Annotated in this window: 25 protein-coding genes; 16 read left to right on the top strand and 9 right to left on the bottom strand. The window is 73.4% G+C overall.

All coding sequences use genetic code 11. From position 1 onward, the window contains the following. From ACFWPI_RS32420 to ACFWPI_RS32400, 5 genes are all read left to right on the top strand, one after another. Window positions 1-666 (top strand): acyl-CoA dehydrogenase family protein (locus tag ACFWPI_RS32420; RefSeq protein WP_380377321.1); only part of this gene is annotated, 666 nt, incomplete at its 5' end. Between the two features lie 100 nt (window positions 667-766). Beyond that, window positions 767-1,249 carry a GNAT family N-acetyltransferase gene (locus ACFWPI_RS32415; protein WP_380377323.1) on the top strand — a complete coding sequence of 161 codons (483 nt, stop codon included), beginning with the start codon at window positions 767-769 and terminating at the stop codon, window positions 1,247-1,249. 49 nt (window positions 1,250-1,298) lie between these two features. After that, a complete protein-coding gene (locus ACFWPI_RS32410; protein WP_380377325.1) occupies window positions 1,299-1,967 on the top strand; it encodes a class I SAM-dependent DNA methyltransferase in 669 nt (222 codons plus the stop codon). 133 nt (window positions 1,968-2,100) lie between these two features. Next, window positions 2,101-3,699 (top strand): alpha/beta hydrolase, encoded by a 1,599-nt coding sequence (locus ACFWPI_RS32405; protein ID WP_380377326.1) that lies wholly within the window; start codon window positions 2,101-2,103, stop codon window positions 3,697-3,699. A 75-nt stretch (window positions 3,700-3,774) separates the two neighbouring features. Next, window positions 3,775-4,224 carry a MarR family winged helix-turn-helix transcriptional regulator gene (locus ACFWPI_RS32400; protein ID WP_380377328.1) on the top strand — a complete coding sequence of 150 codons (450 nt, stop codon included), beginning with the start codon at window positions 3,775-3,777 and terminating at the stop codon, window positions 4,222-4,224. A 15-nt stretch (window positions 4,225-4,239) separates the two neighbouring features. Here the strand turns inward: ACFWPI_RS32400 and ACFWPI_RS32395 are convergent, their stop codons facing one another. Continuing rightward, the gene (locus ACFWPI_RS32395) at window positions 4,240-4,647 is read right to left on the bottom strand and encodes a MerR family transcriptional regulator (protein ID WP_380377330.1); all 408 of its coding nucleotides are present in this window, start codon (window positions 4,645-4,647) and stop codon (window positions 4,240-4,242) included. Between the two features lie 148 nt (window positions 4,648-4,795). Between ACFWPI_RS32395 and ACFWPI_RS32390 the strand changes: the two genes are divergently transcribed. Continuing rightward, window positions 4,796-5,290 (top strand): peptidylprolyl isomerase, encoded by a 495-nt coding sequence (locus ACFWPI_RS32390; RefSeq protein WP_063349110.1) that lies wholly within the window; start codon window positions 4,796-4,798, stop codon window positions 5,288-5,290. Window positions 5,291-5,415: 125 nt separating this feature from the next. Here the strand turns inward: ACFWPI_RS32390 and ACFWPI_RS32385 are convergent, their stop codons facing one another. Both ACFWPI_RS32385 and ACFWPI_RS32380 read right to left on the bottom strand, forming a co-directional pair. After that, window positions 5,416-6,588 (bottom strand): protein-L-isoaspartate(D-aspartate) O-methyltransferase, encoded by a 1,173-nt coding sequence (locus ACFWPI_RS32385; RefSeq protein WP_380377332.1) that lies wholly within the window; start codon window positions 6,586-6,588, stop codon window positions 5,416-5,418. 12 nt (window positions 6,589-6,600) lie between these two features. After that, the gene (locus tag ACFWPI_RS32380) at window positions 6,601-6,753 is read right to left on the bottom strand and encodes a hypothetical protein (protein ID WP_167745869.1); all 153 of its coding nucleotides are present in this window, start codon (window positions 6,751-6,753) and stop codon (window positions 6,601-6,603) included. 222 nt (window positions 6,754-6,975) lie between these two features. On the opposite strand from ACFWPI_RS32380, the gene ACFWPI_RS32375 reads away from it, so the two are divergent. From ACFWPI_RS32375 to ACFWPI_RS32365, 3 genes are all read left to right on the top strand, one after another. Further along, entirely contained in the window at window positions 6,976-7,719 is a 744-nt protein-coding gene (locus ACFWPI_RS32375) for an XRE family transcriptional regulator (protein ID WP_380377334.1), read from the top strand. A 4-nt stretch (window positions 7,720-7,723) separates the two neighbouring features. Next, window positions 7,724-8,194 (top strand): NUDIX domain-containing protein, encoded by a 471-nt coding sequence (locus tag ACFWPI_RS32370; protein WP_380377336.1) that lies wholly within the window; start codon window positions 7,724-7,726, stop codon window positions 8,192-8,194. Between the two features lie 243 nt (window positions 8,195-8,437). After that, a complete protein-coding gene (locus ACFWPI_RS32365; RefSeq protein ID WP_380377338.1) occupies window positions 8,438-8,995 on the top strand; it encodes a hypothetical protein in 558 nt (185 codons plus the stop codon). Between the two features lie 32 nt (window positions 8,996-9,027). On the opposite strand, the gene ACFWPI_RS32360 is transcribed toward ACFWPI_RS32365, so the two are convergent. Both ACFWPI_RS32360 and ACFWPI_RS32355 read right to left on the bottom strand, forming a co-directional pair. Continuing rightward, complete coding sequence (locus ACFWPI_RS32360) at window positions 9,028-9,483, bottom strand: hypothetical protein (protein WP_380377339.1); 456 nt, start codon at window positions 9,481-9,483, stop codon at window positions 9,028-9,030. A 41-nt stretch (window positions 9,484-9,524) separates the two neighbouring features. Then, on the bottom strand, window positions 9,525-10,457 hold the full coding sequence (locus ACFWPI_RS32355; protein ID WP_244293658.1) for an LCP family protein: 933 nt from the start codon (window positions 10,455-10,457) through the stop codon (window positions 9,525-9,527). A 968-nt stretch (window positions 10,458-11,425) separates the two neighbouring features. Between ACFWPI_RS32355 and ssuE the strand changes: the two genes are divergently transcribed. The 6 genes from ssuE to ACFWPI_RS32325 all read left to right on the top strand — a co-directional run bounded on the left by ssuE (window position 11,426) and on the right by ACFWPI_RS32325 (window position 19,832). Further along, window positions 11,426-11,980, top strand: coding sequence for an NADPH-dependent FMN reductase (gene ssuE, locus ACFWPI_RS32350; RefSeq protein WP_063349116.1), 555 nt, complete (start codon window positions 11,426-11,428; stop codon window positions 11,978-11,980). A 333-nt stretch (window positions 11,981-12,313) separates the two neighbouring features. After that, entirely contained in the window at window positions 12,314-13,102 is a 789-nt protein-coding gene (locus ACFWPI_RS32345) for an ABC transporter ATP-binding protein (protein ID WP_380377341.1), read from the top strand. Window positions 13,103-13,120: 18 nt separating this feature from the next. Continuing rightward, window positions 13,121-15,688 carry an ABC transporter permease gene (locus tag ACFWPI_RS32340; RefSeq protein ID WP_380377343.1) on the top strand — a complete coding sequence of 856 codons (2,568 nt, stop codon included), beginning with the start codon at window positions 13,121-13,123 and terminating at the stop codon, window positions 15,686-15,688. 154 nt (window positions 15,689-15,842) lie between these two features. Further along, window positions 15,843-17,843, top strand: coding sequence for a hypothetical protein (locus tag ACFWPI_RS32335; protein ID WP_380377345.1), 2,001 nt, complete (start codon window positions 15,843-15,845; stop codon window positions 17,841-17,843). A 236-nt stretch (window positions 17,844-18,079) separates the two neighbouring features. Further along, window positions 18,080-19,120: a glycosyltransferase family 2 protein gene (locus ACFWPI_RS32330; protein ID WP_063349120.1), complete on the top strand. Its 1,041-nt coding sequence runs from the start codon at window positions 18,080-18,082 to the stop codon at window positions 19,118-19,120. A gap of 97 nt (window positions 19,121-19,217) precedes the next feature. Continuing rightward, window positions 19,218-19,832 (top strand): acyltransferase, encoded by a 615-nt coding sequence (locus tag ACFWPI_RS32325; protein WP_063349121.1) that lies wholly within the window; start codon window positions 19,218-19,220, stop codon window positions 19,830-19,832. A 16-nt stretch (window positions 19,833-19,848) separates the two neighbouring features. Here the strand turns inward: ACFWPI_RS32325 and ACFWPI_RS32320 are convergent, their stop codons facing one another. From ACFWPI_RS32320 to ACFWPI_RS32310, 3 genes are all read right to left on the bottom strand, one after another. Continuing rightward, complete coding sequence (locus ACFWPI_RS32320; protein ID WP_380377346.1) at window positions 19,849-21,501, bottom strand: LCP family protein; 1,653 nt, start codon at window positions 21,499-21,501, stop codon at window positions 19,849-19,851. A 192-nt stretch (window positions 21,502-21,693) separates the two neighbouring features. After that, window positions 21,694-23,076, bottom strand: a complete 1,383-nt coding sequence (locus tag ACFWPI_RS32315; RefSeq protein ID WP_380377348.1) for an LCP family protein — start codon at window positions 23,074-23,076, stop codon at window positions 21,694-21,696. A 36-nt stretch (window positions 23,077-23,112) separates the two neighbouring features. Beyond that, a complete protein-coding gene (locus ACFWPI_RS32310; protein WP_380377350.1) occupies window positions 23,113-23,904 on the bottom strand; it encodes a TIGR03089 family protein in 792 nt (263 codons plus the stop codon). Window positions 23,905-24,008: 104 nt separating this feature from the next. Here ACFWPI_RS32310 and ACFWPI_RS32305 point away from each other — a divergent pair, with 104 nt between their 5' ends. After that, complete coding sequence (locus tag ACFWPI_RS32305) at window positions 24,009-25,121, top strand: N-acetylmuramoyl-L-alanine amidase (RefSeq protein ID WP_380377352.1); 1,113 nt, start codon at window positions 24,009-24,011, stop codon at window positions 25,119-25,121. Between the two features lie 24 nt (window positions 25,122-25,145). Here ACFWPI_RS32305 and ACFWPI_RS32300 read toward each other — a convergent pair whose 3' ends face one another. Further along, window positions 25,146-25,637 carry an SgcJ/EcaC family oxidoreductase gene (locus ACFWPI_RS32300; protein WP_363377415.1) on the bottom strand — a complete coding sequence of 164 codons (492 nt, stop codon included), beginning with the start codon at window positions 25,635-25,637 and terminating at the stop codon, window positions 25,146-25,148. Window positions 25,638-25,641 lie beyond the last annotated feature (4 nt).

Raw genomic sequence — 25,641 nt, 5'->3', positions numbered from 1 at the left:
AACGCGGGTGTCTCCGAGTTCTACACGGTGATGGCGGTGACGGATCCGGAGCTGCGGTCGAAGGGGATCTCGGCGTTCGTGGTGGAGAAGGGCGACGAGGGGGTGTCGTTCGGTGCGCCGGAGAGGAAGTTGGGGATCAAGGGTTCGCCGACGCGTGAGGTGTACTTCGACAATGTGCGGATTCCTGCGGACCGGATGATCGGTGCGGAGGGGACGGGTTTCGCGACGGCGATGCGGACGCTGGACCACACGCGGGTGACGATCGCGGCGCAGGCGGTGGGGATCGCGCAGGGGGCGCTGGACTACGCGAAGGGGTACGTGAAGGAGCGGCGGCAGTTCGGGAAGGCGATCGCGGAGTTCCAGGGTGTGCAGTTCATGCTGGCGGACATGGCGATGAAGCTGGAGGCGGCGCGGCAGCTGACGTATGCGGCGGCGGCGAAGTCGCAGCGTGGGGACGGGGATCTGACGTTCTTCGGGGCGGCGGCGAAGTGCTACGCGTCGGACGCGGCGATGGAGATCACGACGGATGCGGTGCAGTTGCTGGGCGGGTACGGGTACACGCGGGACTACCCGGTGGAGCGGATGATGCGGGACGCGAAGATCACCCAGATCTACGAGGGGACCAACCAGGTCCAGCGCATCGTCATGGCCCGCAACCTGCCGTAGCCGGACGGCGCCTCGGCCCCGACCGCGCCTCGGCCCGGACCGCGCCTCGGCCTCGAAAAGCGGGCGACGGCGGGCGGCCCCGCTTCGTAGGCTGCCCGCCATGTCCTCCGCACTGAGCCTGGCCCGGATCACCCCCGACACCATCGACGCCGCCCTCGCCCTGAAGGTGCGCCCCGACCAGGAGGCCCTGGTCGCGCCGGTGGCGACGTCGCTGGCCGAGGCGTACGCCCACGGGGACACCGCCTGGCCCCGGCTGATCATGGACGGGGAACGGCCGGTCGGCTTCGTGATGGCGTTCTTCGACATCAGGTTCAACCCCGAGCAGCCGGACGACCGCCCCCGCTCCGGCCTCTGGCGCCTTCTCGTCGACGCCGAGCAGCAGCGCGGCGGCTACGGCCGCTTCGCCGTCGAGCAGGTCTGCGCCGAGATCCGCCGCCGGGGCGGCACCCGCGCCACCGTCACGTACGTCCCCGGCCCGGAGGGCCCCGCGGCCTTCTACACCGGCCTGGGCTTCCGCCCGACCGGCGAGACGAGCGGCGACCAGACGGTGGCGGAGCTGGAGCTGGAGCCGGCCGTGCGCTGACCGCCGCGGCGATGCTGCGGCCCGGCGGTGACGAGTAGGGTGCCGGACCATGACCGAGCCGGACTTCCTCGCCACGACCAGGGCGTTCTACGACGCCATCGCCGTCGACTACGCCGACCGCTTCCGCGACGAACTGGCCGGCGAACCGCTGTCCCGGGCGGTGCTCGCGGCCTTCGCCGAGCTGGTCCGCGCCGAGCTGGTCCGTACCGGGCGCGCGGACGGCCCGGTGGCCGAACTGGGCTGCGGCCCCGGCCGGGTGACGCACCACCTGCACGGCCTCGGTCTCGACGTCCGCGGCATCGACCTGTCGCCGCGGATGGTCGAGCTGGCCCGCGCGACGTACCCCGGGCTGGACTTCACCGAGGGTTCGCTGCTCGACCTCCCGCTGCGCGACGGCGAGTTGACCGGCGCGGTCGCCTGGTACTCGATCATCCACACCCCGGCGGAGCGCCTGCCGGAGGTGTTCGCCGAGTTCGCGCGGGTGCTCGCCCCGGGCGGCCACCTGCTGCTCGCCTTCCAGGTCGGCGACGAGCCGCTGCGGATCGACCAGCCCTTCGGGCACCCGGTGACGCTGGACTTCCGCCGCCAGCAGCCGGACCGGATCGCGGAGTTGATCCGTGCGGCCGGCCTGCGGCTCACCTCCCGCACGCTCCGCGAGCCGGAGGAGGGCGTGCAGCCGACCCCGCAGGCCTACCTGCTGGCTCGCAAGCCCGCCTGAGTCGCCTGAGTCACCTGGGGCGGTGGTGACAGCGGCATGACAGTGGCGCCGGTGGGGTGTGAGAGGTCCGACAGCGGGTGCCCCGAACCTTGGTGACTGCACGTCAGTCCGCCGAAACGGGAGGCCCTGCCCCATGCCCCGACCCAGCCTCACCTCCGCCCTCAGAACCGGCGCCGCCGCGGCCGCCGGGCTGCTGCTGGCCGGTCTCGCCCCGGCCGCCTCGGCGGCGGCCCCGGCGGCCCCGGCGGCGCCGGTGCCCCGGCTGGACTGGCGGTCCTGCGTGCCGGACTTCGACTGCGCCCGCGCCACGGTGCCGATGGACTACCGCGACCCGGCCGGGCGCACCGTCGAGCTGGCCGTCATCCGGCACCCCGCGACCGACCCGGCGCACCGGATCGGCTCGCTGTTCTTCAACCCCGGCGGCCCGGGCGTGCCCGGCACCCAGGCGCTGCCCGCCGTGTACGGGATGCTCCCGGCGCAGGTGCGGGAGCGGTTCGACCTGGTCGGCTTCGACCCGCGCGGCGTCGGCGACTCCACCCTGCCGCAGTGCTTCCCGGACGCGGCGGCCGAGCAGGGCCTGCTCGCCGGGCTGCCGGCCGGCTACCCGGTCGGCGCCACCCAGGAGTCGGCCTGGGCGACGACGTACGCGCGCTTCGGCCGCCAGTGCGCCGACAACGAGCGGACCGGCCTGCTCGCCCACCTCTCCACCGCCGACACGGCCCGTGACCTGGACCTGCTGCGCGCCGCCGTCGGCGACCGCCGGCTGAGCTACCTCGGCACCTCGTACGGCAGCTACCTGGGCGCCACCTACGCCAACCTCTTCCCGACCCGGGTGCGCGCGATGGTGCTGGACAGCGCCCCCGACCCGGTCGCCTGGTCCACCGGGCGCTCGCCGCAGCAGCGCGCCCTGCCGCCGTTCCTGCGCACCGGCAGCGACCTCGCCGGCGCCCGCACCCTCGACGCCTTCCTCGACCAGTGCGCCGACGCCGGACCCGCCGCCTGCGCCTTCGCAGCGGCGGGCCGGGACGCCACCCGCGCCAAGTTCGCCGAACTGCTCGACCGGCTCGGCCGGACACCGGTGACGCTCGGCACCCCGCCGGCGGCGGTCACCTTCGACCAGGCCTCCACCGCCTCCACCGTCCTGCCGATGCTCTACGCCGCCACCCCGGTGCCGAACGCCCCCGGCACCGGCTGGCCGGCGCTGGGCGGACTGCTGCAGCAGCTGTGGACTGCCGCCCCGGACGCCTCGGCGCCGCTGCCGACCGGTGGCCAGCCCGAGCAGGCGCAGACCCTCGGGGCGCTCTGCGCCGACACCGTCAACCCGCCCGCCTCCGGTGCCGACCCGGCCGCCGACACCACCTACCCGGCGCTGTCCGCCCTCGCCCGGGTCCGTGCGGGCGCCACCGGCCCGTACCTGGTCTGGCAGAACCAGCGCTGCGCCGCCTGGCCGGCCGAGGCCGCCCGGGACCGCTACACCGGCCCGTGGAACCGGCCGACCTCCGCGCCGATCCTGGTCGTGGCCCTCACCGGCGACCCGGCCTGGCCCTACGAAGGCTCCCGCGCGCTGGCCGACACCCTCGCCCGCGGCCGCCTGCTGACCGTCCACGGCTACGGCCACACGGCGCTGGGCAACCCGAGCGCCTGCGCCTGGGACCGCGAGCAGCGGTACCTGGTCAGCGGTGAGCTCCCGCCGCCCGGCACGGTCTGCGAGCCGGACCACCAGGCGTTCTAGGTCCTGCCCGGCCGCTCTGGTCGTGCGCGTGCGCGGAATCCGTGCACGCGCACGCACCTCGGTACGATGAACGTCATGAACCGTGCCGACCTCTCCCTGGGCCCGCTGTCCGAGCGGGACCACGCCTTCTACGGCCTGGTCTGGGCCGGCACCACCCTCGCCGCCCAGGTGGACCGCGAGCTCACCCGGGTGCACGGGCTGTCGCTGTCCTGGTTCGAGGTGATGCTCTGGCTCAACGGGCAGCAGGAGCCGGTCGCCGCCTCCGACCTGGGCGCGAAGACGATGCTCAGCCGCAGCCAGGTCTCCCGGGTGGTCGACGCCCTGGCCGCACGCGGCCTGGTGGCCCGCACGCCCTCCACCTCCGACGCCCGGTCGGTGCGGATCGAACTGACCGGGCAGGGCCGCGCCGCCTTCGCCGAGGCCGACGCCACCCGGCGGGCCGTCCTCGCGCCGGTCTTCACCGACCGGCTCGACGAGGGCGACATCGCGGCCCTGGAGGCGGTCTGGCGCAAGCTGAAGGCCTGAGCCCCGGGCCCGGGTCTACACCGCGTCGGCCTCCGCAGCCTCGGCCTCCGCCGCCTCGACCCGCGGCCGGCCGGAGGCGGTCGCGATCACCTCGTCCAGCACGTCGCGGGAGCGGAGCAGGTCGGTGACCATCCGGTCGATCCGGTCCCGTTCGGAGGCCAGCTCCTCGACCAGCAGCGGGGTGGCGACCTCGTTCGGGCCGCCGTCGGAGTCGCGCATACAGGGGAGGATCTTGTAGATCGTGCGGCTGTGCAGCCCGGCCGCGAACAGTTCCTGGATCAGCACGACCCGGTCCACCGCCGGCTCCGGGTACTCCCGGTGCCCGCCGTCGGTCCGCCGGGCGGCCAGCAGGCCCTGCTGCTCGTAGTAGCGCAGCGAGCGCTCGCTCACGCCCGTCCGCCGGGCCAGTTCACCGATCCGCATGCCGCCCACCCCGTCGCCGTGACCGCTTGAACCTGACGCCGATGTTAGCTTCCGCGGCCCTCGCACCGGCCGGATAACACGGGACCGCCACCCGGCGCCGTGCCGGGGGTGACGCGCGTCGGCCGACGGGTCGTGCCATGATCCCTGCATGGCTTCCAACGTTTTCTTCGACATCGAGATCGACGGCGTTCCGTCGGGCCGCATCGTCTTCAAGCTGTACGACGACGTCGTCCCCAAGACCGCCCGCAACTTCCGCGAGCTCGCGACCGGCCAGAACGGCTTCGGCTACGAGGGCTCCGGCTTCCACCGCGTGATCCCGCAGTTCATGCTGCAGGGCGGTGACTTCACCAACCACAACGGCACCGGTGGCAAGAGCATCTACGGCGAGAAGTTCGCCGACGAGAACTTCCAGGCCAAGCACACCCGCCCGGGCCTGCTGTCGATGGCCAACGCCGGCCGCAACACCAACGGCTCGCAGTTCTTCATCACCACCATCGTCACCGACTGGCTGGACGGCAAGCACGTCGTCTTCGGCGAGGTCGTCGAGGGCATGGACGTCGTGACGGCGGTCGAGAAGCTCGGCTCGCAGAGCGGCCGCACCTCGGCGAAGGTCACCATCGCCAAGTCCGGCATCGTCGAGTAGTCACCGGTTCACCAGTTCGAAACCGCACACCGCCCCGGCCGCGGAAGTCTGATCAGTCGACTTCCCACCCCGGGGCGGTGGCAGTTTTCGGTACGGTTCCGGGCTTGAGGCGGGCGGGACGGCGGTCAGCCTCGGAGCGGTATCGGATTCTCTGGGCTGTCGAGCCACACAGTGTGACTACCGGGTGTGACGGTGAGGCCGAAGCGGTCGAAGCCGGGTCGATCGTGGCGGCACCACCAGTGCCAGGCTTCCTCCACCTCGTCCCAGAGGCTCCGGGGGCCCGACTGCACCACCTCGTAGTCGTGCCGGCCAGGCTCCCAGTCGACGGTGGCCCACGACGTGATGGCCGTGTCGTGCAGCCACAACGTGTACGTGCCATCGGCGTACCGCTCAACCAGCGGGAACACCCCGGGCACCTGCACCCCAACGGCGAACATGGCCAGCCAACTGCCAACGTCGTCCGGGGAGACACCTGTAGTCGACTCGGTCCCGTCCGCCGGCCATGGCCCGGACAGGTACTCCAGGCTGTTCGGCCGGGAGGCGCGCTGCCGACGCAGCCGCATGAAGGCGGACGACCCGACGAACCGGCCGTGCGCCGTGCCGTCGGCGCTGACCTTGAGCCGTACCACGGCTTCCCCGCCGTACTCCGGTCCCCACGGGGCGACGATCACCCCGCCAGGTCGGACCTGGTTCACCCAGGCGTGCGGTACCCGGCCGACGGAGCAGGTGGCGATGACCCGGTCGTACGGAGCGCCCGTGGCATATCCCTCGACCCCGTCGCCGACGACGGACGTCGGGTAGTACTCGGCTCGCGAGAGACGACACCGCGCGTCGCCGGCGCTGGTCTTGTCCACCTCCACCGTGACGACGTTGTCCGAACCGAGCCGGTGAGACAGGAGTGCTGCATTCCACCCAGTTCCGGTGCCGACCTCCAACACTCGGTTTCCGTCCTCCACCTCCAGGGCGGCGAGCATGGAGAACACCATGGTGGGCATGGAGTTGGATGACGTCGGCATGACACCCCGGTCGGCTCCGGTGTGGTCGCCGTCGTCCCACTGCGTCGTCAGCGGAACGTCCGAGTAGACGGCGTTCCACCACTTCGCAGGGTCGGCGAACCGGTGCACGGCCTCACCCTGGCGCACGCCGTCTGCCCGGCCCGGCCAAACGACGTCCGGCACGAACCAATGGCGGGGAACGTCGTTGTAGGGCGCCAACCAGTCCGAAGTGAGGGACCCGTTCGCGATGAGCGCGGAGGCCAGCCGGGTCCGACCGGCCTTCGCTTCGTGCTTCTCGATCACTGGTTGGCGACCCTACGCCGGGCCTCGGCCGTCGGACGTGTTTCCGCCCTCGTCGCTGCCGCCGCCACCGTGCTTGTTGCCGCTGCTGCTGTCGTCCTGCTGGCCGCCGCCCTTTCCGTCTCCCTGGCCGCCGCTGTGCTTCCCGTTGTCGCCGAACGTGGGCATGTGCTTCCCCGATCGTGTTGTCGGTCAGGAAGAATGGGGTTCCCTCTTCCTGTCATGCGCGTTGCGGGCCCGTTCCGGCTGTTGCTTCCCCGGATTCCGAACTGTCACCAAGATCTGACAACACCCCAGGACGGTGGAACCTCGTGGAAGGGACACTTCAGAACGTCCCCCACGCGGTACAACGTCCCTGTAGGAGTCCGGCTTTGCGGGGAGGCAGGCGAGATGCCGAACGAGAGGCTGAAAGCCGTTATGACGTCGGCTGGTTGGACGTGCGCCGCTCTGGCGGGCAAGGTCGGCGTGGACATCAAGTCGGTTGAGCGATGGGCCAATCAGAACCGGACGCCCAGGTTGGCGACGGCCCGTCTGGCGGCCGAAGCGCTGGGGGAAGACATGTTCGCACTGTGGCCGAGTCTGCGGCAGCCACGTGCCGCAAGGGCGATGAGCCCTGAACTGGTGGCGCTCTACGAACAGCGCGCCGACCTGCCGGTATCCGTCTTCGTGAGCCTGCTCGGGCAGGCCGCCGAACGCATTGACGTGCTTGTCTACGCTGCTGTCTTCCTCCACGAGGCGTACCCCCGGCTGAACGATCTGCTTCGGGAACGCGCTGCCGATGGTTGCGCGGTTCGGATCGCACTCGGCGACGCCGACAGCGGGAACGTCAGTCGGCGCGGAGAGGAGGAGAAGTTCGGTCACGGTATCGAGTCCCGATGCCGGCTTGCCCTCCTGCACTACCGCCCGCTGCTCGGCACGCCGGGGATCGAGATCCGCACCCACGGAACCACGCTGTACAACAGCCTCTACCGGGCGGACGACCAGGTGCTGGTGAACGCGCATGTGTGGGGAGTCAACGCCTTCGGAGCCCCGGTGTGGCACCTGCGCCGGACCGGGTCGGGGACGCTGTTCGACACCTATGCTGCGAGCTTCGACGCAGTGTGGAGCACCGCCCGACCGGTTGAGGAGAGCTGATCACGTGGCACGGACCGAGTTCTACGACGATCCCGACGCGCCCAAACCGAATCGGCTGGTAGTGGCAGCGTCCGCCGTGGTGACGGACGACGAAGGGCGCATCCTCCTCCAACGACGCACCGACAACGGGCTGTACGCGTTACCGGGTGGAACGATGGACCTTGGTGAGTCGCTCCCGGGCACGGCCGTTCGGGAGGTCCGCGAGGAGACCGGCTTTGACGTCGAGATCACCGGGCTGGTTGGCACGTACACCGACCCCCGGCACGTGATCGCCTACTCGGACGGCGAAGTCCGGCAGCAGTTCAACGTCTGCTTCACCGCGCGCATCACGGGCGGGGAACTGCGGATCTCGGATGAGTCCACGGACGTCCAGTTCGTGGCGCCGGGCGACATCGAAGGGCTGCCGATGCACCACACTCAGCGCCTCCGGCTTCAGCACTTCCTGGCGAACAGGGCGATTCCCTACCTCGGCTAGGTCTGCCGAGGCGCCGGACGGCGCCCGCACCGAGCGGCGGTTCACCGGCCCCGAGGCGCTGGTGCCCTAGCTGGACCACTTCGGCCTCGACTGGCTTCCGGAGTGCGGGGGCAGGGTAGCCGGGTGGGTGGGCGGGCGGGCCGGAACCGGGCAATCACTGCGTGCGCCGGCGCGGTCGCTCTAGGCTCTCCGTGCGCGGTCGGAGCCGCGGCGAACTCGACACTCCGGCAAGGTGGTTCACCGATGGAACAGGACGCCGACGACGGCGCGGTGACGTACGAGCAGGTGACGGTGGTCTCGCTCGCCTCGTGCGAGCCGGTCAATCCGGCGCGGATCGCGGTGCGGGTCGCCTGCGAGGTCATGACGGTCAAGCGGGTGGCGGGCTACTGGGTGCGCTGGGACGAGCGCTGGGGGCCGGAGGAGATCCGCCACCACTCGCGCTGGGTGCCGGACGAGGAGTACGTGCGGCCGGGCACCGGCGGCGTGGACGGCGCGCTCACGGTGACGGTGGCCGCGTACTGGACGTACCGGGAGGGTGGCAGCCCGCGCCGGCCGACCACGGAGACCGCGGTGGCCTTCCGGCCGGGCGAGGCCGAGCACGAACTGGTGCTGGAGCGGCCCGATCCGCACCGCCCGGCGGCCCTGACCGTGCACCTGACCGGCGCCCGCTGGCTGGCGGGCGGCGAGGGGCGGCTGATCCACTACGGCTACGCGGGCGCCACCGAGGCCGCCGGCGGCGAGGGGGAGTGGCTGGTCCGCTTCCCCGAGTGCGGCACCGGCCTGCTCCCGCAGGCGGGTTAGGCGACTGCGGTACGGGCCGGTCGGGGCGCGTCTCAGGCCGCTGCCGTCCGGGCCCCGTCCCGCAGGCCGACCTTGCGGGCGGGGGCGCCGGCCCAGATCTCGCCGGGCCCGGTGGAGCGGGTGAGCACGGCGTTGGCGCCGATGACGGTGCCGGCGCCGACGGTGAGCACGCCCTCCTTGCACACCACTTTGGCGCCCGCGCACAGCACCGCGCCGTCCTGGACCACCACCCGCCGCATGGCGCTCCGTTCCTGCGGCACCCACGGGTCGGCCCGGCCGATGGTGACCCCGTTGTAGAGCGTCACGCCGGCGCCGAGGGTGGTGTACGGGTGGAGCACCGTGCCGAAGCCGCGGTGGAACACGACGAGCCCGGGCCCGATCTCGCAGGCGGCGGGCACTTCCATGCCGTAGAGCGCGAGCGCCTCCTGGACCAGGCGGCCCAGGAGGCGGTGGCGGCGGCGGTAGACGAGCGCGGTGACGAGTGACATCCACCCATTGTGGCGGCGCGGCTACTTCACGTCACAGGGGGTTACTTGATGTCCGGTACCGCGGTGTCGTTCTTGAAGGCGTCGAAGACCTGCTTGGACTTGGCGGCGTCCCACAGCACCGCCGACTCCCCGGTCTTGGTCCGGTAGTCCGGGTTGCCGATCGGGACGGTCAGGGTCTTGCCGCCGCCGCCGTTGACGTCCTTCATGGCGAGGAAGAGCGAGCCGAGGTCGGTGAGGCCGGCGTCGTCGTCGACGATGAGGGTGCCGAGGGCGGAGTCGACCAGCGGGTAGAAGGTGAACGGGTTCAGCACGGTGCCGGGGGAGGCGGCCTGGTGGGCGAGGGCGCCGAGGAACTTCTGCTGGTTGCGCATCCGGCCGAGGTCCTGGTCGGCCATCTGGTGGCGCTGGCGGACGAAGGCGAGGGCCTGCTTGCCGTTGAGGGTCTGGTCGCCGGCCTTGAGGTCGAGGCCGGAGTCCTTGTCCTTGAGGTCCTGGTCGATGTGCATCTCGACGCCGCCGATGGAGTCGACGATGCCGACGAAGCCGGCGAAGCCGATCTCGGCGTAGTGGTCGATGCGGATGCCGGTGTTCAGCTCGACGGTCTGGACGAGGAGGCGGCCGCCGCCGTTGCCGAAGGCCGAGTTGATCTTCGAGGTGGTGCCCTTGAGGGTCTTGCCGCTGCTGCTCTTGTACTCGGGGATCGGCACCCAGGAGTCGCGCGGGATGCTCATCAGGGTGTTTCCGTTGTCCCCGACGTGCAGGACCATCATCGAGTCGCTGCGCTTGCCCTCGGTGTCGTGACCGGTGTGCAGGTCGTCCTGTTCCGAGTCGGTGAGGCCCTGGCGGCTGTCGGAGCCGACGATCAGCCAGTTGGTGCCCTTGCCGGCCGGCGGGCGGCCGGGGTAGTCGGCGAGCACGTTCTCGTGGTTGAGCTTGGAGTCGGCCCAGAACCAGGTCGAGACGGCGGTGACCATGACGGCGATCAGGAGGCCGAAGACCGACCACTTGACGATCCGGCGCCGCGGCCACCGCTTGGTCTGTATACCGCCCGGCTGGGCGCCGCCCGGCCCCCCGGGCCCACCCGGCCGTCCGGGACCCCCGGGACCGTTAGGACCACCAGGACCACCGGGGCCCCCAGGCCCACCAGGCCCCCCGGGACGGCCGCCGGGCTGCCCGCCCGGACCCTGCGGCGGGACGCCGCCGAGCCGCGACGGCTCCGGCTGTCGTGGCGCGGGCGCACCCGGCCCGCGCGGGTTCATCGACGACGGCAGCGGCGGCTCGGCCGCCCCGCCGCCCCCGCCGCGCCCGTACGCGCCGCCGTTGCCGCCGCCCCCATACGGGTTCCCGTCTCGGTACGGGTTCCCGCCGCCTCCCGGGCGGCCCTCCTGCCACGTGTTCATGTCGTCGAGGATGCCCGACCCCGCTCGTGCTGACTCCCCCCGGGGTACTCACCAGGTCGCTTGTAGCAGTTTTGATGCACGGGTCGGATCGTTCCGCCGCAACTTCCGCGCGGCCGTACGACGGTGGGGCGGGACGGGGCGGGACGGCGCGGGCGCCGGGTCGACGTGAGCCCGGTCACCACACGTCACGTCACCCGCCGTTCAACTGGCGAAACGATTCTTGACCGGTTCGAACGCAGCGTGTTTGCATTTCGGGTATGGATCAGCGTTGGGCACTCACGCGTCGGCGGCACGTCGATCTGCGGCGTGGTGTGGCCTGTTCGCTCTGTCGCGGCTGAAGCGCGCCCACCGGACCACCTCGGCGTCACCCCCACCCGCGCCGAGCACCTCACCCCGAACGCGTCGAACGCGTCGAACGCGTCGAGCACGTCGAAGTAAGTCGAACGCGTCGAGCACGTCGAAACACCTTCCCGGGCTCCGACCCGCAGCGGTCCTCCTGCGCCGCGTCGCGCCGCCCCCGCCTCCAGCCAAAGGTGAACCCCATGGCCACCGTCCTGTCCGTTTCCGGCTCCCCGTCCGCGACCTCCCGCACCACCCGCCTGCTGCGCCACGTCGACGCCGGGCTGGAGGCCCGCGGCCACCACGTCGTCCCGTTCGAGGCGCGCAGCCTGCCTGCGCACGCGCTGCTGTCGGGCGACTTCGACCACCCGGAGATCGTCGCCGTGACCGAGCTGTTCGCCCGGGCGGACGGCGTCGTGATCGGCACCCCCGTCTACAAGGCCGCCTACTCGGGCCTGTTGAAGGCCCTGCTGGACGTGCTCCCGCAGTACGCGCTGGCCGGCAAGGCCGTCCTGCCGCTGGCCACCGGCGGCTCGCCCGCGCACGTGCTGGCGGTGGACTACGCGCTGCGCCCGGTGCTCAGCTCGATGGGCGCCGGCCACATCACCCAGGGCTGGTTCGTGCTCGACCGCCACATCACCACCAGGGAGGACGGGACGACCCTGGTCGAGCGCGAGACCGACACCCTGCTGGCCCCGGTCGTGGAGGGTTTCGCGCAGGCCCTGGAGCGGCTGGCCGCACCGGCGCTGACCGGCTGAGGAACCGGGGCCCGGACCCCGTACGGGGCGTCCCCGAGACGGGCCGCGGCACCCCTTAGGGGGAGGGGCGCCGCGCCCCGTAGATCCTTGGTCGGGCGGCTTCATTCCGGCGGATGACGAGCGTGCCCGCCGTTGCTCATAACGTTGTGGACGTCCCCGCTCGTGCCGACGAGGGGCGAGGTTCTCCCGGGAGCCGGCGCCCGCCGGGCCCGGTGGGTGGGGTCAACTCCCGGTCGACGACCCTTCCTGCGCCATGCCCGCGTCCTGCGGCATGCCCGCGCACGGAGGGGCCGGCCGGGGTCGACGGTCGGGCCCACTTCTTAGGAGACTCCAGTGACGACGGCAGCCACAGCCGTGTACGACCCCCAGCTTCCCGACGGCGCGCCCGCCGTCGCCGCCGCGGCCCGCCGGGTCAGCAAGGCGTACGGCGCGGGCGAGACCAGGGTCACCGCGCTCGACGCGGTGGACGTCGACATCCAGCGCGGCCGCTTCACCGCGATCATGGGCCCGTCGGGCTCCGGGAAGTCGACCCTGATGCACTGCCTGGCCGGCCTGGACACGGTCAGCGGCGGGCGGATCTGGATCGGCGACACCGAGATCACCGGCCTCAAGGACAAGCAGCTGACCAGGCTGCGCCGGGACAAGATCGGCTTCATCTTCCAGGCGTTCAACCTGCTCCCGACGCTGTCCGCGCTGGAGAACATCACGCTGCCGATGGACATCGCCGGCCGCCGGCCGGACCAGGCCTGGCTGGACCAGGTGGTGGAGACCGTCGGCCTGGCCGGCCGGCTCAAGCACCGCCCGGCGCAGCTCTCCGGCGGTCAGCAGCAGCGCGTCGCGGTGGCCCGGGCGCTGGCCGCCCGGCCCGAGATCATCTTCGGCGACGAGCCCACCGGCAACCTGGACTCCCGGGCCGGCGCCGAGGTGCTCACCTTCCTGCGCCGCTCGGTCGACGAACTGGGCCAGACCATCGTGATGGTGACCCACGACCCGGTCGCCGCGGGCTACGCGGACCGCGTGCTCTTCCTCGCCGACGGCGTGATCGTCGACGAGATGCACGCGCCCACCGCCGACTCCGTCCTCGAACGCATGCGCCGTTTCGACGGCAAGCGGACCAGCTGAGCGGGCGGGACGGGACAGATGCTGCTCAAGACCGCTCTGCGGAGCTTCTTCGCCCACAAGGGCCGCATGGTGCTCTCCCTGATCGCCGTGATGCTGTCGGTCGCGTTCGTCTCCGGCACCCTGGTCTTCTCCGACACCGCGACCAGCACCTTCGACAAGCTGTTCGCCGCGACCGCCTCCGACGTCTCCGTCCAGCCGCCCAAGCCGGCCGAGGACGACGACCAGCAGGCCTCCGACAAGCCGCGGACCGTCCCGGTGGCGGCCGCGCAGCAGGTCGCCGCGGTGCCGGGGGTGAAGTCGGCGGTCGGCCAGGTCATGGTCGAGAACGCGACCCTGGTCGACCCGGCCACCAACAAGCTGGTCGGCCCGACCTCCGGTGCGCCGACCCTGGTCGGCAACTGGACCGAGACCCCGCGCAGCGCGGTGCGTCTCACCCAGGGCCACGCCCCGCGGAACGCGGGCGAGTTGGTGCTGGACGCGGACACCGCGAAGAAGTCCGGACTCGGCGTCGGCGCCAAGCTCCGGGTCGACAACGCCGACGGCCGGCACGAGTTCACGATCTCCGGCATCGCCTCCTTCACCACCACCAACCCCGGTGCGGCGCTGGCCTTCCTGGACACCCCGACCGCCCAGCAGGTGCTGCTCGGCGAGCAGGCGTACACCTCGGTCGAGGCGTTCGGCGACGGCAGCCGCGGCAACGACCGGCTGAAGGCCGACGCCCTGGCCGAGCTGGGCGCCGGCTACCAGGTCAAGACCGCGGCCGAGCAGAAGGACGAGAACACCAAGAGCATCGGCAGCGGCCTCGGCTTCATGAAGAACGCGATGCTCGGCTTCTCGCTCATCTCGGCGTTCGTCGGCTGCTTCCTGATCATCAACACCTTCTCGATGCTGGTCGCCCAGCGCACCCGGGAGATCGGCCTGCTGCGCGCCATCGGCGGCAGCCGCCGGCAGGTGAACCGCTCGGTCCTGGTCGAGGCGCTGATCCTCGGCGTGCTCGGCTCGACCCTCGGGGTCGCGGCCGGTCTGGGCATCGCGGTCGGCCTGATCAAGCTGATGAACGCGATCGGCATGAAGCTCGACGCGGGCGACCTGAAGATCGGTCCGACGGTGTTCCTCGCCGGGTACGCCCTGGGCATCGTGGTGACCCTGGTGGCGGCCTGGGTCCCGGCCCGCCGGGCGAGCCGGATCGCGCCGATGGCCGCCCTGCGCGACCACGGCACGCCGGCCGAGGGCCGTGCCAACCTGGTCCGCACGGTCGTCGGCCTCGTCCTGACGGCGGGCGGCGGCGGTCTGCTGGTGCTGGCCGCGCAGGCGCAGAAGGCGGCCACCGGCGGCCAGTACCTGGGTCTCGGCGTGCTGCTCACCCTGATCGGCTTCGTGGTGCTCGGCCCGCTGCTGGCCACCGCCGTGGTGCGGGTGCTGGGCGCGCTGCTGCCGGCGCTGTTCGGCTCGTCCGGCCGGCTCGCCCAGCGAAACGCGATGCGCAACCCGCGTCGCACCGGGGCCACCGCCGCCGCGCTGATGATCGGACTGGCGCTGGTGATCGGCTCCTCGGTGTTCAGCGCCTCGACGGTCACCTCGGCCAACGCGCAGATCGACCGGTCGGTGGGCGCGGACTACATCGTCCAGGGCGGCCGCACCTCCATCACCCCCGAGATGCTGGACGCCGTCCGCCGGACCCCGGGCATCGACCACGTCACCACCCAGAAGTTCTTCAACCCCAAGCTCCAGCTGCCGGACGGCCGGAGCGCGAAGACCAACCTCACCGCCGCGCCGCCCGCCTTCTTCGGCACCGACTTCCACCTCCCGGTCACCGCCGGTTCGGTGGACGCGATCGGGCGGGGCGAGCTGGGGATCGGCGAGGCCTTCGCGAAGGACCACGGCCTGAAGGTCGGCGACCAGGTGAGCGTCGCCTACGGCAAGGGCCGCACCCAGGTGCTGCCGGTGGGCGCCGTGTTCGCGAAGGGCTCGCTGTTCGGCGACGGCTCCTTCGTCGACTTCGACACCATGGCCAGGGCCGTGCCCGCCGACGAGCAGCCGCCGGTCTGGACGTTCTTCGCCAAGGCCTCCTCCGGAGCCGACGTCGCGAAGACGCTGACCGCCCTGGAGGGCGCGCTCAAGGAGTACCCGCAGCTGACCATCAAGGACCAGGCCGGCTACAAGGAGGTCGTGCAGTCCCAGGTCAACACCCTGCTCTACCTGATCTACGGCCTGGTCGGCCTCTCCATCACGGTCGCCGTGCTCGGGGTGGTCAACACCCTGGCGCTGTCGGTGGTCGAGCGGACCAGGGAGATCGGCCTGCTGCGGGCGATCGGGCTCTCCCGCCGCCAGCTGCGCCGGATGATCCGGCTGGAGGCCGTGGTGATCTCGGTGTTCGGCGCGGTCCTGGGCACCGGGCTCGGGCTGGCCTGGGGCGTCACCGCCCAGCGGGTGCTGCGCGACCAGGGCCTGGCCACGCTCTCCGTCCCGACGACCACGCTCGCGGTGACGCTGGTCGCCTCGGTGGTGATCGGACTGGTCGCCGCCCTTGTCCCGGCCTTCCGGGCCGGGCGGATGAACGTCCTCGCGGCCATCGCGACGGACTGACCGGGGCCGTCGCGACGGACTGACCGGGCGGCGCGGGCCGCAGGACCCGGCGGTGGGGGGCCGCCGAGGGGGGAACGGGGGGCAGGGGCCGGGTGCGGGCAGCACCCGGCCCCTGCGGCGCGGGCCGCCCCAGGCCGACTGAGATGATCGTCCGATGTTCGCCCCGGATACCCCGGACGCCCCGCCGCTGCCCAGCGCCGCGCCCCTCACCGCCGCCGCTGCCGCCCGCTGGCGCGCCGCCCGCACCGCCTGGCGCCTGGACAGCCGCTGGTCGGCGCTGCTGCCGGCCGCCTTCGTGATCCTGGCCACCGCGGTGGAGCCGACCCCCGGCGACTGCAACGTCCAGGGCGTCTGCCGGGACACCTGGGGCTCCTCGCTGGCCGTCTGGTCGGTGCTCGCCGAAGTGGTCCTGCTGGCCGGCCGGTTCCGCGGCCGGGCGCTGGTCCCGCCGGCCGTCCTCGCGGTGCTCTGGTACGCCCCGCACGGCCTGGTCACCCCGCTCTGCCGCTGGACGGCCGTCCTGCTCCACCTGCTGCTCTCCGCCGCGCTGATCGGCGCCGAGCTCGGCCGCCGCCGCGCCCGCCAGCAGCTCGACGAACTGATGGCCCCGCCCGTCCCCTTCCCCTGGACCGCCGCCGGAGCGCCCTCGCCCGTCCACCCCGACGGCCCGCCGGTGCTGCGCCGCGCGCTCGGCGCCCTGCTGCTCGCCGCCGCCCTGGCGTTCCCGCTGTACGGGCTGTGGGGGCAGGCCCGACAGCAGGCGAGCGCCGAACGGGCCGACCAGGTCACCGGCACCGCGGGCGACACCGACCAGGACGGCGTCCTGACCGTCCGCTTCCACCCGCCCGGCGGCGGCCCGGAACGCACCGCCCGGCTGGACGTCTGGTGGGCCCGGCCGCCGCAGCCCGGCGAGCCCGTCCCACTGCTGGTGGACGGCGACGCCGTCCGCGCCGCCGGCGACGACTACGACCTCACCGGCGCGCTGACCGCCGGCGGCCTGCTCGCCCTGCCCGGCCTGCTGCTGCTCGGCTCGGCCGCCAGCGCAAACGCCCGCCGGGCCCGGCCCTCCTTCGCGGGTTCCGCGCCCGCCCTCGCCGTCCGGGTCCGCGCCGACGCCCAGGGCGACCTGCTGGTGCAGCCGCTGGACGGCCCGCCGGACGGCCCCGCGCTCTGGCGGCTGGTCGAGCGCGACCGCTACCGCTGGGCCCGCTACGGCGCCCCGGACGGCGAGGGCCCGGCCTGGGTGCCCGAACACCTGGAGACCGAGGACGACGACGCCGACCACCTCGAACTCGAAGTCTCCTACGACGAGGAAGAGGAGGAGCTCGGGGACGTCTTCGAACGGCTGACCCCGGAGCAGGCCGCCGCCTGGCTCGCCCGCGCCGGCCGGAGCGTGCCGGCCGTGCTGTACCGGGGGCCCGACGGGCCGGAGCAGCAGCTCCTGGTCCGCCCCGGACTGCTGGACCACGACCCGCGCTGGGTGGCGGCCGTGGTCGCCCCCGCCGCCCGGGCCCCGCGGCCGGGCCGGCGCACCGAGGGCTACCGGGAGCGGGAACTGGCCGTCGCCGCCCTGACCGCCGAGACGGTGGCCGCCGCCCCCGCGGCCGGGCCGGACGCCGAACCGGTGCCCGCCCGCCGCTGGGAGATGCCGCTGCCGCTGCGGGCGGCGGCCGGTCCGGTGCCCGCCCTGCTGCTCGCGGGCCTGGTCGTGCTGCTCGGCCGGAGCGGCTGGTGGGGCGGCCTGGTGCACCCGCTCCTGACCGGCACGGTGGCGATCCTCGCCTGCGGCCGCACCCTCTCCTGGCAGATGGTCGCCGACCGGGACGGCCTGCGGATCGCCACCGCGCTGCGCACCCGGGCCTTCCGGTGGCAGGAGATCAACGCGGCCGCCGTCCACCGCAACCTGCTCACCGTCCAGCTGCGCTCGGGCGAGGAGGTCACCGTCGGCAGTCGCCCGGCCGCCTGGCTGGCCGGACACTTCGGGGACCGCTACGACCCGGTGGAGCTGGCCCGGGCCGTCGCGACCGCCGCCCACCGGCCGGACCTGCGCCCGCACCGGTCGCTGCCGGACCGGCTGGGCGGCCCGCAGCACCTGCTGAACCGGTTGTCGCTGGCCGGCTACGCGCTCTTCACCATCGTTCACCACCTGCTCTGAACCTGCGCCGAACCTGCACCGAACCCGCGCGGCCGCCGCCGAACCCCGCCGAGGGCGCTCTCCCGGGCTCCGTCCCGTCCTCCGGAAACCGCCCGTTCCGACCCGGCTGCGGGCCCGTACGCGGAGCGGAGTACGGTGGACGTGATCAAGGAGTCCAACCGGGCGTCGCGGGCTGCGAGCAGCGGCCCAGACCGGGACAAGACGGAGACGTGTCCGCACCGGTACGGTTGGCCCCGATGAACACCAAGGCTGCTGAGGAGCTGCCGGCTGTCTCCGTGATCATGCCGGTGCTCAACGAGGAACGACACCTGCGGACGGCGGTCCGGCGCATCCTGGACCAGGAGTACCCCGGGCCGATGGAGGTGGTGATCGCCCTCGGTCCGTCCACCGACCGGACCGCGGAGATCGCGGCCGAACTGGTGGCGGAGGACCCGCGGGTGCGGACCGTGCCGAATCCCACCGGTCGCACCCCCGCAGGGCTGAACGCCGCGATCCGCGGCTCGCGCCATCCGATAGTGGTGCGCGTGGACGGCCACGGGCTGCTCACCCCCGGCTACATCACCACCGCGGTCCGGCTGCTCGACGAGATGGACGCCGCCAACGTCGGCGGCATCATGCACGCCGAGGGCGAGACCGAGTGGGAGAACGCGGTCGCCGCCGCGATGACCTCCAAGATCGGTGTCGGCAACGCCGCCTTCCACACCGGCGGCCTGGCCGGCCCGGCGGACACCGTCTACCTCGGGGTGTTCCGGCGCGAGGTGCTGGAGAAGCTCGGCGGCTACAACGAGGAGTTCATCCGCGCCCAGGACTGGGAGCTCAACTACCGGATCCGCCAGGACGGCGGGCTGGTCTGGTTCACCCCGCAGCTCAAGGTGACCTACCGGCCCCGGCCGTCGGTGAAGGCGCTGGCCAAGCAGTACAAGGACTACGGCCGTTGGCGCCGGGTGGTCACCCGCTACCACCGCGGCTCGGTCAACCTCCGCTACCTGGCCCCGCCGACCGCCCTGCTGGCCGTCACCCTCGGGCTGGTGCTGGGCGTCGCCGTCCACCCGGCCCTCCTCGCGGTGCCCGGCGCGTACCTGCTGGGCATCCTCGGCGGCGGGCTGGTCGGCGGCCGCGGCCTGTCCTTCAAGGCCAGGGCGATGCTGCCGGTGGCGCTCGCCACCATGCACCTCAGCTGGGGCTTCGGCTTCCTCACCTCGCCCCGATCACTGGCCCGCCGGGTGATAGGCAGCGTCGGACCGGCCGCCAAGGACGTGCTCTCCAGGGCGAGTTGACGCCGACCCGGCAGGGTTTGTCCGACAATTCCCGCCGGGCGCGCGAATTGCCGGACAAGCCCTGACGGTCGAGCCCGCGCCGCTATCGTCGGTGCGCATGGCGACAGTTGAGGGCGGGCCCGGCGCGGCCCGGATCGAGCCGAGCGCGGACGTCGACGAACGGGCCGTCATCGGCGCGGGGACGACGGTCTGGCACCTCGCCCAGGTCCGCGAGGGCGCGGTGGTCGGCGCCGAGTGCGTGATCGGCCGCGGCGCCTACGTCGGCCCGGGCGTCCGGATCGGGGACCGGGTCAAACTGCAGAACCACGCGCTGGTGTACGAGCCCGCGCTGGTCGAGGACGGGGTGTTCATCGGCCCCGCCGCCGTCCTCACCAACGACCGCCACCCCCGCGCGGTGACCCCCGACGGTCGGCCCAAGCGTCAACAGGACTGGCACGCCGAAGGGGTGACGCTCCGTCAGGGCTGTTCGATCGGCGGCCGGGTGGTCCTGGTCGCCGGGGTGACGGTCGGCCGCTGGGCGCTGGTCGCGGCCGGCGCGGTGGTCCACCGGGACGTCCCGGACTTCGCCCTGGCCGCCGGCGTCCCGGCCCGCCGGATCGGCTGGGTCGGTCGCGCCGGCGAGCCGCTGCAACCCGTCGGCGACGGCCGCTGGCGCTGCCCTCGCACCGGCGAGCACTACCGGGAGACGGACGGCACCCTCGCTCCGGAGTAGGGCCCAGGGCCCCTAGCTACTTGGCGCACGCATCGGTGTCGTCCGCCTGCACCCGCTGGAGGTCCTTCGGTGCCTCGGTCGGGGCCGCCGCCGGAGCGGCGAGGACGTCCTTGCCGAGCACCAGCACCAGCGGGCCCTTGGGATCCGCCTTCGGGTCCGGCCGGACGGCGTCGCCCGGCAGGCCGAGCGCGGCGGCCAGGGCGGCGGCCGCGGCGTCCTGCCCGGTCGGGAAGGACACCGTGGTGGTCGCGGTGACGGGCGCGTCGGGGGCGGTCGTGGCCTTGGCGAAGCCCTTGGTGCGGAGCTTTTCCACGGTGGGCCCCGACTGCCCGCGCGTCCCGCTGCCGTTGCGCACCGTCACCCGGACGTCCTTGGGGTCCACCGTCGGGGCGGCGGCGGTCGGGGCCGCCGGTGCGGTCTCCGGTGCGGCCGTGGCGGCGTCGGCGGGGGCGGCGGTCTCGGTCAGCGAGCGGTCGCCCGCGACCATCGAGAACAGCTGCCCGGCGTCCGGCTGCTTGAGCACCAGCCGGTCCTTGTCCTTGGGGTCGTCCAGGACCGGCACGGTGGCGAAGGTGATGTTCTTGGTGTCCACCTTGCTGAGGTCCAGCGCGAGGTCCTTGAGCTTGTCGACGCTGCCGATCCCGGAGTCCACGGTGAGCGCCTTGGTGGCGGCGTCGGCGAGCTTGTAGAGCTTGCTCGGGCTGGTCAGGGTGTCGTCGCTCTTGATCTTGCGGATCATCGAGCTGATGAACTGCTGCTGGAGCGGGATGCGGGTGAGGTCGCCGCCGAAGCCGACGGCGTGCCGGGTGCGGACGAAGGCCAGCGCCTCGTCGCCCTGGACCACGTGCCGGCCCTTGCTCATCTTCAGGTGCGAGTCCTTGTCGTTGATGTCCTTGGCCGCGCAGACCTCGACCCCGCCGACGGCGCTGGACAGCGTCTTCACCGCCTCGAAGTTGACCTGCACGAAGTGGTCGACCCGGATCCCGGTCATCTTCTCGACGGTCTTCCAGGTGCAGCCCGGGTCGCGCCCCTCCTGGCCGAGGCTGTTGTTGAACATGTCCCGCGCGGAGCCGGGGATCTTCTTGCCGCTGCCGCTCTGGCACTCCGGGATCGGCACCATCAGGTCGCGCGGGATGCTGATCGCGGTGGCGTTGGAGCGGTCCTTGGAGATGTGGAACAGCAGCGTGGTGTCGGCGTGCCCGGCGCTGCCCTCGTTGCCGTACTCGCGGCCGAGGCCCTGCCGGCTGTCGGTGCCCAGCACCAGGATGTTGAGCGCGTCCCCGGCGGCCTTGGGCCGCTCCTCCTCGTTGCCCAGCTGGACCTTGACGGAGGTCAGGTTGCTGTTGAAGTGCTGGTACAGGTAGTACGCCCCGCCGCAGCCCGCGACCATCACCAGGGCGCCGGCCCCGGCGGTCCACTTGAGCGCCCGGCGGCGCCGGGTCCGCTTGGCGGCGGCGGCCGCCCGGCGCCGGGAGTCGCGGCGGCCCGGCCCGGGGACGTCGGCGGTCCCGGCCGACTCGGTGGCCGGCGTCTCCTCGGGGGATCTCCGGTCGGCCGTCCGGCGGCGCTGCCCGGGGATGCCGGCGGCCGGGTCGAGGCGGTACTGGCCGGTTTCCGGGTCGCGCGTCCACTGGTCGGCGGGATCGACCTCCGGTTTGTCCTGCTGCACGGGGGTTCCCTACCTCCGACCGGTCACGGCTCCGGCTCGCCCGTTCGGCGGGCCGATCCGGACACACTAGACGAGCCGAACGACTGAATCGTTCCGGTGTGATCTGCGCCATGTCCAGGTAATGGCCGGGCAAAGTCCCCTGGGTGTGCGGGATTTCCGGAAAACCCGCGCCGACCTGCGGCGCAGCCGCGATCAGTGCTGCGCGCAGGCGTCCACGTCGGCCGTGCGTCCCTCGAAGGTGGGCGAGGCGTCCGCCGAAGGTGACGCCTTCGCCGGAGCCCCCGCGGCCCCCGCGGCCCCCGCAGCCCCGTCCGACCCCGCGCCCGCACCCGCCGGACTTGGACTCGGGCTCGTACCCGCCGCCACCGGGCTCGGGCTCGCGCCCGCCCCGACCCCGACGCCCGCCCCGACGCCGACGCCCGCCCCGACGCCGACGCCCGCCCCGACGCCGACGCCCGCCCCGGCGACGGCGCCCGGCGACGGCGCCGAACCGGGCGGCCGGACGGCGACCGACCGGTCGTCCCGCAGCGCGGTGAACAACTGGGTGGTCTGCGGCTGCACGAACTCGTCCCGGTCCGAGTCGTACCGGTACGGGCGGCGCGGCGCGGTCAGGAGCACCACGTCCGCCGAGGGGATGTCCCGCAGGTCCTGGGTGAGGTCGTACAGCGCCCCGAGCGAGGACAGCCCGCCGTCCGCCTTGACCGAGGAGGTGGCCGCGTCCAGCACCGGCCACAGCCGCGCCGGGTTCAGCAGCACGCCCTGCGACTGCACCTTGCGGATCAGCGCGGCCAGGAACTGCTGCTGACGGCCCATCCGCTGGGTGTCGCTGCCGTCGCCCAGACTCTCCCGGGCCCGGACGTAGCCGAGTGCCTGCTCGCCGTGCAGGGTCTGCCGCCCGGCGGGCAGGTCGAGTCTGGCGTCCTTGTCGTGGATCGCCTGCGGGACGCACACCTCGACCCCGCCGATCGCGTTCACCATCGTCTTGAAGCCGTTGAAGTCGAGGATCACGTAGTGGTCGATCCGGATGCCGCTGAGCTGCTCGACGGCGCGGATCGAGCAGGCCGCGCCGCCCATCTCGAACGCCCAGTTGAACTGCATCAGCCCGGCCTTGCTGCGGGTGCCGTCGGGCTTCTCGCAGGCGGGGACGGTGACCATGACGTCGCGCGGGATGGAGACCGCCGTCGCGTGCTTCCGGTCGGCGGCCAGGTGCAGCAGGATCGTGGTGTCCGAGCGCTGGGTGCCCGGCTCGCCGCCGTACGAGGAGTTGGTGCCGGAGCGGTCGTCGCTGCCGATCAGCAGGATGTTCTCGGAGCCCTTGGCCCCGGCGGTCCGGCTCGGCCGCTCGGCCTCCAGCCGGGCGAGCAGCCGGTCGGTGGCCGAGTCGGTGCGGATGTTGCCGTCCAGCGTGCGGTAGGCGATCCAGAGCAGTGCCCCGGTGGCGACCAGCAGGAACGCGACGACGCCGGCGGTGATCATCAGCCACCGCCGGCGCCGACGCGGGCGTCCGGGTTCGGAAGGGTGCGCATCCGTCGGGGGCGGGTCGGTCGGGGGGTGCGCGGTGTCGTCCTCGGCCATGGCAGGGATCCCTACCCGCCCGGCCCGACCCGGGGGTTACCCGAGGCGCAGTGTCACCCGTTCGGATTCGGTCCGCTTCTCCCACTGCTCGGGGTCGAGCCCCTGCGAGTTGCGGCACAGCACCACCGAGGCGCCGGCCGCCAGCGGCGCCAGCAGACCGGCCTCCAGGCCGGTCCAGTCGTCGAACGAGAAGGTGGACAGCACCCGGTCGCCGGGCTCCAGTCCGAGCCGGGCGGCCCCCTCCCGGGCCAGCGCGACGGTCTGCTCGCCGGTCAGCTTCAGCGGCAGCCCGTCCACGGCGGTCTCCAGCGCGTGGCCGTCCGGGGCGACGGGCGAGTACGGCGCGAAGCGGTCGCCCTGGCCGGGCACCTCGGCGGCGTAGTCGAGGAAGCCGTCGGGGCGCTGCGGGAAGCGTCCGCCGAGCGGGCGCAGGGCCAGGGCCACCCGCTCGCCCTCGCAGGCGTTGGCGGCCGCCAGTCCGTCCGGGCCGCTGACCACCAGGTCGGCGGCGGCCGGGTCGCCGCCGGGCACCACCGCCACCCCGACCGACCAGCAGGCCAGCAGCCAGACGGCGCTCTGCCAGTGGGCGGGGAGCAGCAGTACGGCCCGGTCGCCCGGGCCGGCGTTCAACTCGTCCTGGAGGAGGTTGGCCGTCTTGGCCACCCAGTTGTCGAAGGTCCGGGCGGACAGTTCCACCCGTTCACCGGTGGCGTCGTCGTAGAAGGTGACCAGCGGGGCCGCGGGATCGACCGTGGACGTGCCGCCTCGCAGATATGCGTGCAGCAGTTCGACGGGGGTGCGGGCATCGGCAGCGAAATGCGCAGTCATGGTGCGCCCCAGCCTACGGCCTTCGAGTGGGCCGTCGGGAGGGGTGGCGGACCGGGCGCGAGGCGACGTGGCGAGTGGCCCGATTTGCCGCCACCATCCGGTTTATGCGCCTTTCCCTCCCGGCCGCCGTGCTCGCCGGCTGCACCGCCGCCCTGCTCCTCCAGCCCGCCGCCACCGCCGGCCCGGCCGACCCCGACGGCGCCCGGCGCCGCGGCTCCGCCGGCGGCGGGTCGGTCACCTCGCTGCCGCTCGGCCCCGGCCCGGCCCTGGCGCCGCGCACCACCCGGCCGTTCGAACTCCTCGGCGTCGGCTGGGACGGCCCGGCGGACGCGCTGGCCGGCGGCGCCGTCCGGGTCCGCACCCGGGACGCGGCCACCGGCCGCTGGGGCGACTGGCACGACCTGGAGGCCGACACCGAGGACGGCCCCGACCTCGCCCCGCGCGGCGCCACCGCGCCCCTGTGGACCGGCCGCAGCGACGGCGTCGCCGTCGAGGTGCGCCCCGGCCCCGCCGGGCCCCCGCCCGGCCTGCGGCTCGACCTGGTCGACCCCGGCCAGGGCGCGCCCGCGCCCGCCGCCCGGGTCCTGCCCCGCCGCCCCGCCGACGGCCACCAGGCCCCGCGCCCCGCCATCGTCACCCGGGCCGGCTGGGGCGCGGACGAGTCCCTGCGCGACCAGGCCTTCGAGTACACCGGCCCGGTCCACGAGGTGTTCGTCCACCACACCGCCACCGCCACCGACTACGCCTGCTCCGACGCCCCCCGGGTGATCAGGTCGATCTACCAGTACCACGTTCAGAGCAGCGGCTGGCGGGACATCGGCTACAACTTCCTGGTCGACCGCTGCGGCACCGTCTACGAGGGCCGGGCCGGCGGCGTCGACCAGCCCGTCCACGGCGCCCACACCCTCGGCTTCAACACCGACTCGGCCGGCGTCGCCGCCATCGGCACCTACGTCGGCGACGCCCCGCCCCAGCCCCTCCTGGACGGCCTCGCCGCCATCGCCGGCTGGAAGCTCGGCCTCACCGGCCACCCCGCCGACGGCCGCACCAAGCTCACCTCCGCCTCCGACGCCAGCCGCTACCCCAAGGGCACCGTCGTCGACTTCGACGCCGTCTCCGGCCACCGCGACGCCTTCAACACCGAGTGCCCCGGCAACGCCCTCTACGCCCGGCTCCCCGCCCTCCGTACGGCCGCGGTGCGCATCCAGACCCCCTGACGCACCCCACCGCACCGCACCGCCCTACGCCGGCCCCGGCCCCCGCCCGACCAGCCCCCGCAGCTCCGCCGTCAACGCCGCCGCCAGATCCGGCCGGAGGTCGTAGCGCGCCGGCGTGTTCTGCAGCAGCCCGATCCGCCAGCCCGCCCCGGCGTTCACCGCGATCACCGTCTGCACCGCGTTGAGCGCCGGGTCCAGGTCCTCCGCGGCGTCCGGCACCAGCCCCGCGACGGCGTCCAGCTGCGCCACCCCGGGCCCCAGCGCGCGGACCCGGCGCACCCTGGCCACGTACTCCGGTGTCGCGTGGTCCGCGAAGAGCCGCCCCAGTTCGGCGGCGATCACCGACCGCCCGCAGTGCCGGGTGCCGTCGAAGCCGATCACCTCCCCGTCCTCGGCGAACGGCCCGGCGAAGGCCGAACCGTCCCGCTGGTTCCACCCCTCCAGCGCCCGGTGGTACAGCGCCCGCACCGCGCTCTCGTCCCCGGAGGACAGCTCCGGCAGCCGCGTATCGTTCATATCC

The organism is Kitasatospora sp. NPDC058492 (assembly GCF_042720685.1).
Taxonomy (GTDB): Bacteria; Actinomycetota; Actinomycetes; order Streptomycetales; family Streptomycetaceae; genus Kitasatospora.
Note: the sequence above shows the minus strand (reverse complement) of the source record. Positions and strands in the feature narration are given on the sequence as shown.